Origin of the sequence: Vibrio sp. Y20_XG_PY13 (assembly GCF_024181925.1) — a bacterium.
GTDB classification, from domain to species: Bacteria; Pseudomonadota; Gammaproteobacteria; order Enterobacterales; family Vibrionaceae; genus Vibrio; species Vibrio parahaemolyticus.
On sequence record NZ_JAMZAL010000003.1, the window covers coordinates 473165 to 489200 of the forward strand.

General features: G+C 47.4%; 11 protein-coding genes. 7 read left to right on the forward strand and 4 right to left on the reverse strand.

The window, feature by feature from the left end; translation table 11 throughout:
• Window positions 1–5: 5 nt before the first annotated feature.
• From NL646_RS11040 to NL646_RS11050, 3 genes are all read left to right on the forward strand, one after another.
• Window positions 6–3521 (forward strand): DUF481 domain-containing protein, encoded by a 3516-nt coding sequence (locus tag NL646_RS11040; protein WP_253664230.1) that lies wholly within the window; start codon window positions 6–8, stop codon window positions 3519–3521.
• Between the two features lie 9 nt (window positions 3522–3530).
• The gene (locus NL646_RS11045; RefSeq protein ID WP_020838140.1) at window positions 3531–4436 is read left to right on the forward strand and encodes an OmpA family protein; all 906 of its coding nucleotides are present in this window, start codon (window positions 3531–3533) and stop codon (window positions 4434–4436) included.
• Between the two features lie 61 nt (window positions 4437–4497).
• Window positions 4498–5367, forward strand: coding sequence for a mechanosensitive ion channel family protein (locus tag NL646_RS11050; protein ID WP_005463003.1), 870 nt, complete (start codon window positions 4498–4500; stop codon window positions 5365–5367).
• Between the two features lie 80 nt (window positions 5368–5447).
• Here the strand turns inward: NL646_RS11050 and fhuB are convergent, their stop codons facing one another.
• From fhuB to NL646_RS11070, 4 genes are read right to left on the reverse strand one after another with little or no spacing between them, the layout of a single operon-like run.
• Entirely contained in the window at window positions 5448–7415 is a 1968-nt protein-coding gene (gene fhuB / locus NL646_RS11055) for a Fe(3+)-hydroxamate ABC transporter permease FhuB (protein ID WP_045587305.1), read from the reverse strand.
• Window positions 7412–8341, reverse strand: coding sequence for an iron-siderophore ABC transporter substrate-binding protein (locus NL646_RS11060; protein WP_005463014.1), 930 nt, complete (start codon window positions 8339–8341; stop codon window positions 7412–7414). Before NL646_RS11060 ends, fhuB begins: the two co-directional genes overlap by 4 nt.
• The gene (locus NL646_RS11065) at window positions 8332–9117 is read right to left on the reverse strand and encodes an ABC transporter ATP-binding protein (protein ID WP_253664231.1); all 786 of its coding nucleotides are present in this window, start codon (window positions 9115–9117) and stop codon (window positions 8332–8334) included. Before NL646_RS11065 ends, NL646_RS11060 begins: the two co-directional genes overlap by 10 nt.
• 52 nt (window positions 9118–9169) lie before the next feature.
• The gene (locus NL646_RS11070; RefSeq protein ID WP_021484113.1) at window positions 9170–11260 is read right to left on the reverse strand and encodes a TonB-dependent siderophore receptor; all 2091 of its coding nucleotides are present in this window, start codon (window positions 11258–11260) and stop codon (window positions 9170–9172) included.
• A gap of 145 nt (window positions 11261–11405) precedes the next feature.
• On the opposite strand from NL646_RS11070, the gene NL646_RS11075 reads away from it, so the two are divergent.
• The 4 genes from NL646_RS11075 to NL646_RS11090 all read left to right on the forward strand — a co-directional run bounded on the left by NL646_RS11075 (window position 11406) and on the right by NL646_RS11090 (window position 16036).
• Complete coding sequence (locus tag NL646_RS11075; RefSeq protein WP_005499711.1) at window positions 11406–13232, forward strand: ABC transporter ATP-binding protein; 1827 nt, start codon at window positions 11406–11408, stop codon at window positions 13230–13232.
• A gap of 269 nt (window positions 13233–13501) precedes the next feature.
• Window positions 13502–14536, forward strand: a complete 1035-nt coding sequence (locus NL646_RS11080; RefSeq protein ID WP_253664232.1) for an ATP-binding protein — start codon at window positions 13502–13504, stop codon at window positions 14534–14536.
• Window positions 14533–15231 (forward strand): response regulator transcription factor, encoded by a 699-nt coding sequence (locus tag NL646_RS11085; protein WP_025525772.1) that lies wholly within the window; start codon window positions 14533–14535, stop codon window positions 15229–15231. The genes NL646_RS11080 and NL646_RS11085 overlap by 4 nt, the downstream gene beginning before the upstream one ends.
• Before the next feature lie 151 nt (window positions 15232–15382).
• Window positions 15383–16036 carry a TrkA family potassium uptake protein gene (locus tag NL646_RS11090; RefSeq protein WP_005375180.1) on the forward strand — a complete coding sequence of 218 codons (654 nt, stop codon included), beginning with the start codon at window positions 15383–15385 and terminating at the stop codon, window positions 16034–16036.

Below are 16036 nucleotides of genomic sequence, written 5' to 3' on the forward strand. Positions count from 1 at the left end.
AAATTATGATTAGATTTAGACAATCAAAACTGACGATATGTATCGCGGCGGCGTTGCCGATCCTATCGTACGCAAAAGACACCAGCCAGTTAGAAAAACTGGGCAGTGACTCACTGGGTATTGAAGTTAATACGCATGAACAAACCGACAATTCTCGTATTTATCTGGAACAAGGTGCGATTTGGGTTAGCCGTGACATCATGCGCTTTGACCCGGTGCTGGATCTGAGCATCAGCAGCAATGTGGAAGTCAGAAACGGCAAACCTCCGCAAGAGATGAGTTTTGCTATCACCACCAACTTCAGTTACTACGTGGATCATTACCAATTAGAAGTGTATCGCGGTGGCGATCGTGGTTTGGTGTCTCCGCTGGCGGTGGTGGAAGGTCAGCAATTTGCCAACGATTTCAACATCGTTTGGGATGGCAAGACCGATCAAGACTACCAATTTGAATCCAACACGCAGCTTCTGTTTCGCTTAAAAGCGTTTGATAAAGACGGCAACATGGACGTGACAAGCGTCGGTGTGATCGATCTTGTTGAACCCGATTCTGAAGTCGACATCGACAAGAATGATGGTGAAGAAGATCAAAGCCGTAAGCTTGGCAAAGCTCAGTTGATGCGCCACAACATTCCTACCTCGGCTGGTCTGGCAAGGTTTATGGGTACGGGACTAAAAGGTGTCGACAAAGTGGTGATTGGTGAAGATGAATTTGACGTAGAAGAGGGCGAGCTTTACGCCGAACAATACTTGCCAGCCGACGCCTATCTATTCCCAACTCGTGTGGTATTTGATAGCGGTGAAGAGCGACGTTACCAACTGTACGTGCGTATTCCGGATGAATATTGGGTACAAGCGGGTTTGGCGGATTTCTACATTGGTAAAAACAAAGTCACAGGTAATTCGGCAGCATTGGCGGTTGATGACCAATATCAAGATGATATCTATAACCAAGGTCGCTTAGCGTATTTTGGCCAAGGTAAGTTTGGTGACAAACTCCGAATCACCACCCACTTTGATACCAAAGAGAGTGACGTGCGAGACATGTTTAAGCACCCGTTTGCCTCTGATTCATCCAGCGTATTCGACATTCTCGAAGACGACGATGAAATGTATTACGGCAACTACGGTGACAGCTCGAACATCTACAAAGTGGTCAACACCAAAGGCAAAGTGTATCTCAACGTTGAATACGACAAATCCAACGTTTTGTGGGGGAACTACAACACAGGTATAACTGGTACTGACAACAACGATTACAACCGCAGCCTATATGGTTTCAAAGGTGACTATCGCACACGTTCTACCACCAAGTTCGGTGAAGATCGTCTTAACATCGTTGGCTTTGCCGCCGAATCGGATTCGCTGTTTGCGCACGATGAATTTTTAGGTACTGGCGGTTCGCTGTACTTCTTACGCCATGGCGAAGTTGTACCGGGCAGCGACAAAGTGATGGTTAAGGTGGTCGACCCAAACAGCGGCATCACCTTGCAAGAACTGCCGTTGCAGTCGGGACGTGACTATGAAGTCGACCCATACCAAGGCCGAATTATTCTAACCAAACCACTAAGCAACATCATTTCTGACAACTTTGGCTCGGTCATTAACGACTCCCCAGCTGACGGTTATGACAACTATCTTGCTGTTGATTATGAATACGTGCCTCAAGGCAGTGAAGCGCTTGGTGCAATGACCGCTGGTGGACGCGTCAAAGGTTGGGTAAACGACTACATCGGTGTAGGTGCAAACTATCAAACCGAAGAAAAAGATAACCAAGACTATGAAGCGTACGGCACAGACTTAACGTTACGAGCATCAGAAGGCACCTATTTGAAAGCCGAGTTCGGCCACAGTAAAGGTCGTCAAACCGATTCTAACTATGTCTCTTTCGATGGCGGTTTAACCTTTACTCCTATTGGCGGCAGTGCGGATGATCGTGAAGGTGACTCTTATCAAGTGAAAGGGGTGATGAACCTTTACGATATCGCCCCGAGCGTGTTTTCTGCTGTGGGTAACGATGTAAAAGCTTGGTACAAATCTAAAGATGCAGGTTACAGCTACGCAAGCCAAGATGACGATTTAGAACAAGAATCTTATGGTACGGAAATCCGTCTTCAAGCAACGGATCGTGTTGCGGTAAAAACTCGATTTACTTCGATGGAAGAGCGTGAGTCCGACGGCACACTAAGAACGGATTCTCAACAGGCAGAACTGGAAACTCAGGTCAAAGTGACCAAACACATTAAGATTTCCGCAGCAGGTAAACAGGTCGAAGAGCTAAACAACGAAGACGAAAAAGGCAAAGGCACCTTAGCGGGCCTGCGTGCCGATTACATTTGGGATAGCGACAACAACGTTTACATCAAAGGGCAAAAAACCGTTGGAAAAACCGATGAGTACGATGAGAACGACAGCGTCACTATTGGTGGTGAAACGCGTATTTTAGAAGCCTTCGTCGTTGGCGCAGAATACACCACGGGCGATCGTGGCGATGCGGCTGAAGCCAGCGTGACTTATGATGTGACGGAAGACTACAGCACTTACTTAACCTATGTCGATGACAGCTACGAAGGCAAAAACAACGTGATTGTCGGCCAACGTGCAGATCTGACTTCAACGGTCGATTTCTACCAAGAAAACCAATTTGTTGATGAGAACAACGGCAAAGGTCGCATCGATTCATTCGGCTTTGGCTACGACATGAACGACGACATCGACATGGGTATCGGCTATCAGAAAGGCGAAATCGAGGATGAACAAAACATCACCACCGAGCGCCAAGCGGTGAGTGTAAGCACCTCGATTGATGTCGATGATGTGTTGTTCAAGAACAAAGTGGAATATCGTGTCGATAAGACAGATGACTCTGCTGACCCAGACAAAAAACGCATCGACCAATGGGTGACGACCAACCGTTACACCCATCACCTGACGGAAGAGTACACCTTATTCGGTAAGTTCAATTACTCACGCTCAGAAAGCAAATCAAGCGACAAAATGTTGGCTCGTTTTATTGAGTCGACCGCTGGATTGGCGTATCGCCCAATTTACAACGATCGTTTGAATTTGTTGTCGCGCTACACCTACTTAGTGGACTTCGACCAACTCAATCGCGATGTGGATTACAAAGATGAAGAAAGCCATATCATAGAAGTGGAAGGCATCTATTCACTTGATGCCAACTGGGATTTAGGCGCGAAATACGCATTCAAAAACAAGCATGAACTTTTCACTCGTCAATCGGGTGAAGACATTCCGGTTGACAGCAAAATCTCATTGTACGGCTTAAGTGCTTCTTACCGAGTGATGAAAGAGTGGGACGTGACAGGCGAGTACCATTGGAAGACCGATTCGACCTACGATGAGTTAGAGCAAGGTGCGCTGATTTCAGTGAACAAACATCTTGGCGACAACTTCAAAGTCGGCGTCGGCTATAACTTCTCAGGCTTTGACAGCAACCTTGCGAATGATGATGACTACGACGCATCAGGCGTGTTCATTAACCTAGTTGGTAAGTTATAAGAGGGTCACATGAAAACGACGATTCGCTTGTTGAGCGGCATTATGATTGGTGCATTGTTAGCAGGTTGTGCTACCGAGACTTACGTGAGCCAAGAAAACCGAGAGAAATTCGCCGATGTGAATGTCTCTAAGTTTCTTATTAGTGAGTGTTTAGCGCCGCAGCGAGAAATTCATATTGCCGTTGCAGAGCACTTTGATTTCGACAAATTCAAGATCCGTGAAGCAGATGCGACAAGTCTGGATGCGTTTATTCGCGATATTCAAGGTTTAAGCGGACGCATTACCATTGTCGGTCACACTGATTACAAAGGTTCAAACGAGTACAACGACGCGCTTTCTCTACGCCGAGCACAATCCGTTGCGGCGTACCTCAAGCAGCAGCTTGATCCCACTTTTTATGATTGGGAGATCAAGCACTTTGGCGAGACTCAACCGCTTACGCTCGATACTTCAGAGCAAGCGCGAGCCGAAAACCGCCGAGCGTACGTCATGTTTGAGGAGGCGCAAAAATACGATGAGATGCCATTCTGCGAACCTCCAAAGCCAGAGCGTAAGGTTTATATGACCATGACGCCACACTTCGACTTTGATCAGTCAGAGTTGAAAGCTGAAGATCTCACTCAGCTCGATGATTTCATTGAACAGTTACAAGGATTAGAAGGCAGCATTTTGGTTGCAGGACACACTGATCAAGTCGGCTCGCTTTCTTACAATGAAAAATTGGCAGAGCGACGAGCTCAAACTGTGGTCGAATATCTCAAGACCAAACTTGATGCGTCGCGGCTTGTTTGGGAGGTCAAAGCGTTTGGTGAACTGCAACCGGTCATAAATCAAACGACTTCGGAAGCAAACGCACTGAATCGACGTGCCTTTATCGTATTTAAAGAGAGTGAACACGGACAACTGACAGAATAATTTGTTATGGTTACCTATTACTATTCGAAAGATAATAAGTCTGTAACAAGGGAGCTGGGTAATGGAGAAAGTGCAGTTGGTCGTCGATTTTCTTCTCACGCACAAAATGCTGTTTACCACATTAATTTTGTTTTTTATGTGGTTGGTACGTCGTTCAATTTTGTCGATGATTCGCGGTGATCATGCCTTTTTAACCGAAGATCAACGCAGTTGGATGTCGAGAACCAAAAACGGTACGTTTGCGTTCACATTGCTGATCCTGTTTATCCTCTGGCAATCAGAAATCAGTGAGTTTGCGCTCAGTGTTACAGCGATTGCGGTCGCTATTGTGGTGGCATCGAAAGAGATCATTTTGTGTTTTACAGGCTCGATTCAACGTGCAAGTTCGCGCTCGTTTCGAGTGGGTGATTGGATTGAAGTGGGGAAGTTGTGTGGCGAGGTGATCGAACACAACATGATGGCGACGGTGATTCAAGAGATCGATTTGCATCACGGGCAATACCATTACACGGGTAAAACCGCGACGTTGCCGAATAGTATGTTTTTCACCTATCCGGTTAAAAACCTCAACTTCATGAAGCGTTATGTTTACCATAATTTCACGATTGTGGTGAAAGACTTCGTCAACTTGTATCCGCTACTGACACCGTTAACGGACAAAATTGATGAGCATTGCAGTTACTTTAGTGATGTGGCTCATCGTTACAATGCCATGATCGAGAAGCATGCCGGTGTCGATCTGCCGGGTGCAGAGCCGCACATCCACATTTCAAGTCATATTAATGGTGAGCAGATTGTGCATGTGATGATCTTCTGCCCGACAGATAAGGCGAACCATTTAGAACATTTGATTCGTCAGGACTTTATGGAGCTTTACGAGCAGCGTTTTCCTGCTTCGAATGATGAATCGAACGACGCTGCATTCAACTAACTCGCATTAAAAAGAAACCCGCAGCTTCGGAGTAAACTCCCAAAGAGCGGGTTTCTTTTTTCGCTTATCTTTACGCCAAGCTATCGGAACTTGCTTTTGAGCATCAGGAACAAGAAGTAGGTACTACCGATAATCGCGACTAACGTACCTGCTGCAATTTGGCTCGGGTAAATGGCGATTTGCCCTAACCAATCCGCCCAAACCATAAGCGTTGCACCAATCAAACTGCCAACGAATAATTGTTCTTTGACCTTTCTTGCTCCTAGCATCATCGCCATGTGTGGTGCGACCAAACCAACAAAGGAAACGGGGCCGACCGTCGCCGTTGAAAAGGCACACAGCAGAGCAACGATAACAAGCAAAATCGTGTTCGCAGATGATGGATTCAGCCCGCGCGCGTTAGAAAACGCTCGACCAATAGAAATCAGTGTTAGCCAACGTGACAACGCAAATACAATCGCTAAAAGCACCAACACGGAGATAAGTAACACCAATGCACTTGTGCTGGTGACGCGATACGTTGAGCCCGTGAGCCAGAGCAAAATTTTGTAACTTTCCCCAGAGCCTTGCGCCAACGCAAACTGAACGAGAGCTTGTAATAGGGCGCTAAGGGCAATACCCGAGAGTACAAAATTAGAAGGGTTAAAGTGGCTGCGTTTCCCGATAATGAGCAGCAGCATCAATACGGTCAGACTGCCCAGAAAAGCGACGCCCCAGTTAAATGCGGCGAGTACAGATCCAACCATCACACCAGTGATGATAATGGCAAAGGTTGCGCCGGATGACACACCGAGAATGTCTGGGCTCGCAAGTGGGTTGTAAACGATGCGCTGCAAAATGATCCCTGCAATGGAAAGGGCAACGCCTACTGAAATCGCACTGATCATGCGTGGCCAACGCAGTTGCCATTGGAACTCGCCAGGAATCGCAAACTCAATACCACTGATACCGTGCGTAACAAATGAGTACGCCAGAATGCCAATGATCCCCATTACTGCAATGCCCCAAACTGCAGCGTTCGATAGAGCCGTTTTTCCTTGGCTCATCGACAAGTTCAGCTGATCCGTAGCTGTCAGTTTCTTGCGAGTAAACCAGATCAACGCAGGTGCACCAATGGCCGCCGCCGCCACACCGCTTGGGATGGTTTCTTCTAACAACAAACTGAGATAAATCGCCGCAGAATCGGTGATAAGCAGCAACGCAGCGCCAAGCAACATGCTGCTGATGAGTTCATCGCGTGGCGTTCTCGCTCCCATTGCACGGGCGATGTTTGGGGTTAACAAGCCGATAAAACTGATGATACCAACCGCAGTGATTGAGGCTGATACTAGCCAAATACCCATCACCATTAACGCCCCAAACGCGGGTAATACCGCTAAGCCTCGGGCTGCTGCGCCTTCTTGTCCCAGTTTCATTAGGGTCAGAATGCGTGGTGCGACAATCAAAATGACGATTGCGACAGTAGAACGTGGCAGCAACCATTCAAACCAATCCCAACTGTATTGTGAAAGGTCGCCCGCTCCCCACATAAAGATGTTTTGAGCAAACTGTGCATTGAGAATAATTAGAGCTGTCGCGATGGAGCCAAGCAAAATGTTGATGACCATACCGGAGACCACTAAGGGTAACCCCGTCATATTGCGCACACCAGCGATCGAAATGATCAAACCAAACGCGACCAAAGCACCTGCCATTGCAGCGAAAGCGGAATAGTCGGCCACCCAGTCAACAAACCAAATGTTAACGATGACCAGCGCAAGCCAAGCACCGGAAGAGGTGCCCAAGGTCAGCGGTGAGGTGAGGTTGTTTTGCGTTAACTGCTGCATCAAACTGCCAGTCAGCCCGAGCATTGCACCAACCAATAATGTGATGCTCAATCGAGGTAACTGAGACTGCATAAAGAAAACATCACGAAATTCGCTGGCGCTTTCTGGTTGAGTGAACAACTGCCATTGTTCACTCAACGACAAGCTCGTATCAATTTGTAAGCTCAATAGGCTAAGCAACGCAATCAGCGCGACATAGCCAATGTACGGTTTCGTTCTCATTGTTTTGGTGCCAGTTCAATTAAGCTGTCGGTAATGGCTTCTGCCATGTATTGCAAAGACATCGCGCCGCCGTAGGCCCACACCGCTCTTACCGAATTTACGCGCTGTTTTTTCACGAATGGCATCGCTTGCCAAAGTGGTGAGCTGTTCAACTTGCTCTCTTGCGGGAAAGGCTGCACGTAAAGTACGTAGCTTTGTTCAAGGTTTTGTAAGCGGTTGATGCGATCTTGTTTGATGCCCCAAGCGCGCGCAGAGACTTGGATAGGGTTGGTTAACCCAAGCTGCTCAACCACATAGTCAGTGGTCGAATTTTCAGTCGATAGCAGAACAGAATTGGGTGTCGAGAAGCGCATTACCAACACGTCTAATGGGGCAGAATAATGCTGACGAATTTTGTCACGCAGTTGTTTGAATGAGTCATTGAGTTTTGCCAGTTTTTGTTCCGCTAACTCTTGTTTATCAAACAGCGCACCTAGCGTACGAAAATGCTTGATTGCGGTTTGAGCCGCGGCTTCGTTTTGCGAAAAATTCGGCAAATATACCACCGGCGCGATTTGTCTGAGCAGGGGAATCAAATCTTGCTGGGGAGAAGCCGCTAGGATCACATCGGGTTTCAAACTCGCGATCTTCTCTAAATTGGGTTCGGCGCGAGTGCCGATATCCTCAATGGATTCTGGTGCGTAAGGATTCACTACCCACTGGCGGTAACCCGGCAAGTTAGGCGCAGCAATGGGCTCGATGTCCAACGCGAGCACTTGCTCCAAAATGTCCCAGTTGAGAACCACGACGCGCTGCGGCACTTGCTCAAAAGTCACTGCGCCGTACGCATCATGAACGGTAATGTCTGCGTTCGCTCGTGCAATCATCACTGTGAAAAGTAGAGTCGTGCAGCTTAGTTGTTTGAGAAATCGAACCATCATGCACATACCACCGCCACCTTCTGGCTAGCAAGTGTCTCCGCGGGCGTTGGATGGTCAATGAGCTTAATTGGTGATTCGTAAAGTGCAGACAAACGCGCTTCATCAAGTAGCATTTCGGCGTTGCCTTCAAAGGCAATTTGACCTTTTTTGAGTGCAACTATGTGGGTTGCGTAGCGCAATGCTAAGTTCAAATCGTGAAGGATCACGATAATGCCTACGTTCTCGGTTCGATTCAGCTCTGCCAGTAGCGCCATCAGTTGAAATTGATGGTGAACATCGAGCGCGGAGGTTGGTTCGTCTAGGATCAAAATCGGTGATTGTTGAGCCAACAGCATAGACACCCAAGCGCGTTGGCGCTCACCGCCCGATAAATCGTCCGCTAATGCTTGAGCAAACGGAGCTACGCCAGTGCGAGCCATGGCTTCAGCGATAATCTGTTTGTCTTCAGGTTTCCAACGACCAAGTGCGCCACGCCACGGAAAGCGGCCTAAGCGCACTAGCTCTTCTACCGTTAAACCAGCCGAGGAGGGCAGCTTTTGTGGCAAATAGGCTATCTGCTTTGCCAGGTCTTTGGTTTTGAGTGATGAAAGGGAAGTGTCGTTTAATGCTACCGTGCCTTTATCTGGTGACATTTGACCAGAAAGCAGGTTTACCAGTGTCGATTTGCCTGAACCGTTATGGCCCAAAACGACAGTCAGTTCATTCGTTGGGATGTTAAGTTGGTCGATGCCGAGGATCTGACGTCCACCTCGAACGATCTCAATATTAGACAGTTGAAACATGGATGGCTCTCAGGAGAAAACTCCCCTCAAGAAAGGGGAGTAGAAAGTTCAATTACCAGCGGTAGTTTGCGTTTAGCATGACAGAGCGAGACTGGCCGTAGTAACACCAGTAATCGCAACCTGATACAAATTCTTTATCCAGAATGTTGTTCACGTTTAGCTGTGCTTGCCACTGTGAAGTGATGTCGTAAGTGACTGACGCATCCCAAAGAGTCACTGAAGGAACGGTTAGGTTCGAGCTCTTAGGGTTATCTTTAGACTCACCCACATAACGGACACCAGTACCGATGTTTAGACCTGGAATTAGGCTGTACGCGCTGTAGTCTACCCACGCCGAAGCTTGGTGTTCAGGAATAAGCGCGGCTTGTTTTTTGCCTTTGCCAAAGCTTTCGTCTGTTTTCGCTTTGGTGTAGGTGTAGCTTGCCATCAGTTTTAGATCGTCGGTTAGCTGCGCCGTGCTTTCAAGCTCAATACCTTGAGAAGTCACTTCACCCGTTTGTGTCGCGATCCATGTTGATGGGTTGGTCACCAACGCGTTCTTTTGCGTAATGTCGAACCATGCTAGGTTGATAAAGCCATCCATAAAGCTTGGCTCATACTTCACACCCACTTCTACTTGCTCGCCTTCTAGCGGTTTGTAAAGCTCATTGGTTGCCGCATCAATGGTGCTGATCACTTCAAACGACTGAGAGTAGTTTGCGTAAGGTGACAAACCATTGTTTGCAAGGAACATCACACCCGCGCTGAGAGACAGCTGACCATCATCACGAGATTCGTTTTGATCAACGCCTACGCCTTTGCCAGAGTTTTCTGTTTTTACCCAGTCGTAACGAGCACCTACGTTACCAATCCATTGTTCATGCAGTTTCAATTGGTATTGCGAGTAGACACTTGCTTGAGATTTCTCAATCTCACGTTTTACGTTCTTTGAAGGATCAAGTGGATTGAAGTTGCCGTAAACTGGGTTCCACGGGTTGATGGTGCCAAACGCGTAGTTGTCCTGTTCGTCGCCATCGGTTTTGTGGAATTGCAGATCCATACCGACGAGCACAGTGTGTTCTGCGTTATCTGTCATCCAGTTGCCGACAGCATTGTTATCGAACGTGATGCTCTGGTTTTTGCCGTCACGGAATACGATGCCTTGCGTTAATTCTTCTTTCGCCGGATCGTTGTTTGAGAACGCGTAAGAGCTGCGCAAGTACAACTCATTCGAACCGTAGTTGAGGTTTTGCGAGAATGACCACGTGTCATTGATGTCGTGCTCTAGCAAGTAACCTAGAGAGAACTGCGTGCGTTCGTATTTATCGTAGTTTGGCTGACCAAGGTTAGTCGAAGGATCGATTTTGCCAAAGTTAGAACCAATCAGAGTACCTGCCGCTGGGAAAAATGGGTTGGTTGGCACACCGTCATCACGAAGGTAAGTAGCCAAAACGGTCAGCATTGTACGGTCAGAAATGTCGAACTCGACGCTTGGCGCTAGATAAAAACGCTCGTTGTTGGTGCCGTCCAGTTCGCCATCTTGGCTTGTCATCAGGCCAACCAAACGGTAGCGGATTGTGCCATCGTCGTTTGCTTCATCAGCAATGTCAAAACCCACCGACTGGTGTTGGTTGTTGCCCACTTCCACTTTTACTTCGCCTTGAGGCGTAAACGTTGGTTTTTTCTGTACTGCATTCACGATACCGCCTGGTGCCGATTCACCAAACAGAATAGCTGATGGGCCTTTAACCACTTCCACACTTTCTAGGCCGTAAGGTTCGACCAACCATGTGTAGTAACCGTCGCGGAATAGGCGGTTGCCGTTTAGATAAGTCGCAGCATCAAAACCGCGCACTTTGAACCAATCGGTGTCGTTGTCGGCGCCATAAGGCTGAGCGGTTACGCCAGATGTGTAGCGTAATGCTTCGTCCAATTTTTGCGGTGCACGAACGCGAAGTTCGTCTTCAGAGATAATAGAAACGCTGCGTGGTGTTTCTGCCGCTGGTGTTTCGACTTTTAACGCTTGTGCTGTGACGGTGATGGTTTCCATCGCGGTAACGTCATCTTGTGCGTTCGCTGAAAGCGCAACCACTGCTACTGTAGGCGCAATCGCGCAAACCATTGCTTTACGGATCGCAACGGTCAGTAAGTTATTTTTCGTCATAAATACATTCCCGACAATTATATTTAACAAGAAGCTTAATTGTAATTATTATCATTTGAACTTTTGTTTCGGTATTTTACTGACTTTCGTATCAAAAGATAGTAAAACGTCCGCAAATTTATTCGCGGTAACCAAAGTAGTTGTTATGTTTAATTGGTTTGAAAAACTGACCCAACCCTTTCCCCAGATGGAAACCGAAAAGCCACCGAAGACGCTTTTTGGCTTCTGTCGCTTTTACACTCGTGGCTTTGAAGCCCCTTTACTTGTCATGGCGATATTCAGTGCATTGATTGCGGTGACGGAAGTGACGCTCTTACGTTACATGGGCGAATTGGTGGATATTCTTGCCAACCAAGACCGTGCAACATTCTGGGCGGATCAAGGCGATCGCATGATGATGATGGTGTTGCTTGTTGTCGTTGTGATGCCGTGTTTAGGCTTTGTGCACTCGATGGTGATGCACCAAACGTTATTGGGTAATTACCCGATGTCTATCCGTTGGTTGATTCATCGCTACTTACTGAAACAAGCGGTTGGCTTTTTCCAACGAGACTTTGCAGGCCGAGTCGCGACCAAAGTGATGCAAAGCGCGTTAGCGGTACGAGAAACAGTGATGAAGCTGGTGGATGTACTGGTTTACATCAGCGTTTATTTTCTGTCGATGATTTGGATGATGGGTGAGGCAGATGGCTTGTTGATGCTGCCGATTGTGGTCTGGTTAGGCATTTATGTTCTGATCCAGTTCTACTTTATCCCACGAATGAAGCAGGTTGCGACGGATCAAGCGGACGCTCGCTCGGTCATGACCGGACGCATTGTGGATTCTTACACCAACATTTCTACCGTGAAATTGTTCGCGCACTCGCAACGAGAGTTGGAATACGCAGAAAGCAGCATGAAGCAGTTTTTGGTGACAGTTTACCGCCAAATGCGCATGGTGACTTGTTTGCTGTTCAGTGTCGATGCCATCAACTATTTATTGCTTCTGTCTATCAGTGCTATCTCGGTATACCTCTGGTTAGACGAGGCCGTGACGATTGGTGCCATTGCGATTGCCATCAGTATTGCGTTGCGTGTGCAAGGTATGTCGAAGTGGATCATGTGGGAAGTTAGCGCGCTGTTTGAAAACATTGGCACGGTAGTGGACGGCATCAATACGATTTCAAACGACGTTGAAGTGAAAGACGTGCCAAATGCCAAGCCTCTGCAAATCTCGCAAGGTGAGATCTGTTTCGACAACGTAGGTTTTAACTACAGTGACGAAAAGGCGGTATTTGAAAACTTGAACCTGACCATCAAACCAGGCGAAAAAGTCGGTATTGTCGGTCGCTCTGGGGCAGGTAAATCCACGTTGGTTAACCTGTTGCTGCGTTTTTACGATGTGAATACGGGTAAGATTTGTATTGATGGGCAGGACATTTCGCAAGTCGAACAAGAGTCGCTGCGTCAACATATCGGTATGATCACGCAGGACACTTCTTTGCTGCATCGCTCAATTAAAGAGAACATTCTTTACGGTGATCCAAGCGCTTCAATGGAGGCTGTGATTAACGCCGCTGAAAAAGCACACGCGCATGACTTCATCCAAACGTTGAAAGATGAACAAGGCAATGCCGGCTACGATGTTGAAGTGGGTGAGCGCGGCGTGAAGTTGTCTGGCGGTCAGCGTCAACGAGTGGCGATTGCTCGCGTGCTGTTGAAAAACGCGCCAATTTTGATCATGGACGAAGCTACGTCTGCACTTGATTCAGAAGTGGAGTCGGCAATTCAAGAAAACCTTGAAGTTCTGATGGAAGGAAAAACAGTGATCGCGATTGCTCACCGTTTATCAACGATTGCCGCGATGGATCGTTTGATTGTAATGGATGACGGCAAAATCATTGAGCAAGGCTCACACCACGAGCTGCTGCAATTGGGTGGCGTTTACGCTCAGTTGTGGAAGCATCAAACCGGCGGTTTTTTGTCTGAGTAAGATGCTGCCAAACAGCTGCATCTAAATGAGACTAAACGACAGACACAAAAAAGAGGAGCGATGCTCCTCTTTTTTGTGTCTGTCGTTTATACCGAGTGGGTGGCGTCAATGGGAAACGTTAACTTGTGATTATTCATTAAGTTAGGCCAACTTAATGATGATTATGTTTATAACTCACTGTCGTTATTGAATTTTTTACGCTTTTTTTACGCGAACTCCGAATGGGCTTTTGCTAAAGTTTCTGCATCGAATTTTGGTTGATGTACTTTATGTTTGCTCATTGGCGAGATAACACATTTCTCTTTTCTGCCATCGTGATTGTTGGCGCGGTTGTGGCCTCATGGCTGTTAGACCAACTGTTTGGCTCTACGGCTGCCGTCCTGCTGATTTTGCAGTTAGCAGTCGTGGTGGTGGCGTTTCAATGCAACTCGCGATTCGCTTATGCGGCGGCGGTGATCGAAGCGCTGAGCTTCAACTTCTTTTTCACGACGCCTCGTTACTCTTTGCAGATGTTTCGTCCGGAAGACATTTTTAATCTAGTCGTGTTTATGGTGGTGGCATTTATCACCAGCACCTTCGCGGATCTTTATCGTCGGCAGCAGGGCGAGTTAAAACAAACCAAGCTGCAAAACAGCATCCTGCTATCGGTGTCCCATGACCTACGCACGCCGCTGGCAACCATTATTGGAACACTGACCACTCTCAACGAGTACATGCCCAAGCTCAATGACTTAGAGCGCAAAGAATTGCTCGACAGTGCGACTTCAGAAAGCCACCGCTTGCATCAATATATAGAGAACCTCTTACAGGCGACTAAGCTCCAACACGGAACATTAAAAATTACCAAAAAAGCTGAGCCTATTGCGAATATTGTGCGGGATGCGGTGTCTCGTTTGCCGAATTACACCGAGAAAGTGTCCATGAATATGGATGATTCCGTTGGTTATTTATCAGTAAGTCGTTCGCTCATCGAACAAGCGATTTTTAATGTGTTGGATAATGCCATGCGATTTTCACCAGAGAATGAACCTGTTGAGGTTTCTCTTTCTAAGCAGGGGTCGTCGTGCGTGATTGATGTTCGGGACATGGGGATTGGCATCAAAGCTGAAGATGCGGAAAAAATATTCAGCCTTTTCTATTCCGGCGCGAACAACAAATCGGCCGATTCAGGCACCGGAATGGGACTCGCGGTTGCCAAAGGCATCATCACCGCGCACCAAGGAGAGATTCAATCTATGCCAGTATCAGAAGGGACGCTGGTCCGCATTCGACTTCCACTCAATCAAGGAGCAGAGCAGGCGTGAGTTACAAAGTGTTAGTCGTGGACGATGAGCCTCGCATTCATACCTTTATTCGAATTTCGCTGTCTGCTGAAGGGTTTGATTACATTGGCGCGAGTACCATTGCAGAAGCCAAAGCGTGTTTCGAAGCGCATTCGCCGCACGTCATTCTGCTAGATTTAGGCTTGCCCGACGGCGATGGGACGGAGTTTCTCACTACGCTTCGTCAAACCTATAAAACGCCAGTGCTAGTGCTGACAGCTCGCGATCAAGAAGAGGAAAAAATCCGCCTTTTAGAAGCGGGAGCGAATGATTACTTGAGTAAGCCTTTTGGCGTAAAAGAGCTCATCGCGCGCATCAAAGTGCTGGTTCGAGATTTGGTGGATGAGCAATCCATCGCTGATGAGCTGGTGGCTGGCCGAGTCAAAATCATCAAAAGCACCCACCAATTTTGGTTGGATCAGAGGGAAATTCCACTCACCAAGAAAGAGTTTTCCTTCATTGAACAGTTGATTATCAAGCCGGGAAAACTCATTGAGCAAACTCATTTGCTAGCGGTGATTTGGGGAAAAAGTCATGTCGAAGATACTCACTACTTACGCGTGTTAGTGAGTCAACTACGCAAAAAACTGAACGATAGCGCTGACGAACAGCGACTTTTAAAAACCGAGCCGGGGCTGGGTTACCGTTTAGTGCTTGAGACGTCCAAGCACCACTAAATTCCAAATTTAATCAACGTTAGTGCCAAGGTTTAGTGCTGGTTATCAGCACTCGAACAGGATTCGTGTTGCCTATTTTTCGTGATGGAAAATCGGTCTAGCCCTTAACGCATTAGCATTTTCTATACATAAAACACAGTTAGGTATTGATATGGCTCACTTTACAGTAATTGGTTTAGGGCGATTTGGCGTTGCCGCTAGCTTAGAACTTATTCATCTTGGACACACGGTAACGGGGGTGGATAGCGACCCGAAAATCGTCGAAAAATACGTCGAAGAGTTAACGCAAGCGGTTATATGTGACGCGACAGACGAAGGTGCGCTCAGAGAATTAGCGTTAGCGAACAGTGATGTGGTGTTGGTGGCGATTGGCGAAGACATGCAAGCCAGTTTGTTGTGTACGTTGGCGCTGAAAAATCTGGGTGTGAAATCCATTTGGGTCAAAGCGAGCACCAAAGCGCACCACACCATCGTATCTAAACTTGGTGTACAACGCATTATTCATCCGGAAGAGGAGATGGGCGTAAGAGTCGCGCAGGCACTCAACTATCCGATGGTGAACAACTATTTAGAAATGGGGCATGGCTTGTATGTGGTGGAAATCCACGTTAAATCCAATCTGCACGATACGCCGCTTTCTAAGTTGATCAGCCGAGGCAGTTACAACATTCAGCCTATCTTGGTGAAGCGCGAAGAAGCCGTCTACACCAATATCAATGATGAGTTTGTGCTTAATGAGTTCGACACGCTGTTGCTTTGTGGTAGTCGCGCTGAGCTGAAATACGTCGCTCCGAGGTTGGTGTAA

Bases quoted from the DNA above. Each gene is read 5' to 3' on its own strand.
- NL646_RS11080 (WP_253664232.1), top strand. From the start codon at position 13,502: ATGTTTGCTCATTGGCGAGATAACACATTTCTCTTTTCTGCCATCGTG.
- NL646_RS11050 (WP_005463003.1), top strand. From the start codon at position 4,498: ATGGAGAAAGTGCAGTTGGTCGTCGATTTTCTTCTCACGCACAAAATG.
- NL646_RS11070 (WP_021484113.1), bottom strand. From the start codon at position 11,260: ATGACGAAAAATAACTTACTGACCGTTGCGATCCGTAAAGCAATGGTT.
- NL646_RS11060 (WP_005463014.1), bottom strand. From the start codon at position 8,341: ATGTGCATGATGGTTCGATTTCTCAAACAACTAAGCTGCACGACTCTA.
- NL646_RS11090 (WP_005375180.1), top strand. From the start codon at position 15,383: ATGGCTCACTTTACAGTAATTGGTTTAGGGCGATTTGGCGTTGCCGCT.
- NL646_RS11045 (WP_020838140.1), top strand. From the start codon at position 3,531: ATGAAAACGACGATTCGCTTGTTGAGCGGCATTATGATTGGTGCATTG.
- NL646_RS11065 (WP_253664231.1), bottom strand. From the start codon at position 9,117: ATGTTTCAACTGTCTAATATTGAGATCGTTCGAGGTGGACGTCAGATC.
- NL646_RS11075 (WP_005499711.1), top strand. From the start codon at position 11,406: ATGTTTAATTGGTTTGAAAAACTGACCCAACCCTTTCCCCAGATGGAA.
- NL646_RS11040 (WP_253664230.1), top strand. From the start codon at position 6: ATGATTAGATTTAGACAATCAAAACTGACGATATGTATCGCGGCGGCG.
- fhuB (WP_045587305.1), bottom strand. From the start codon at position 7,415: ATGAGAACGAAACCGTACATTGGCTATGTCGCGCTGATTGCGTTGCTT.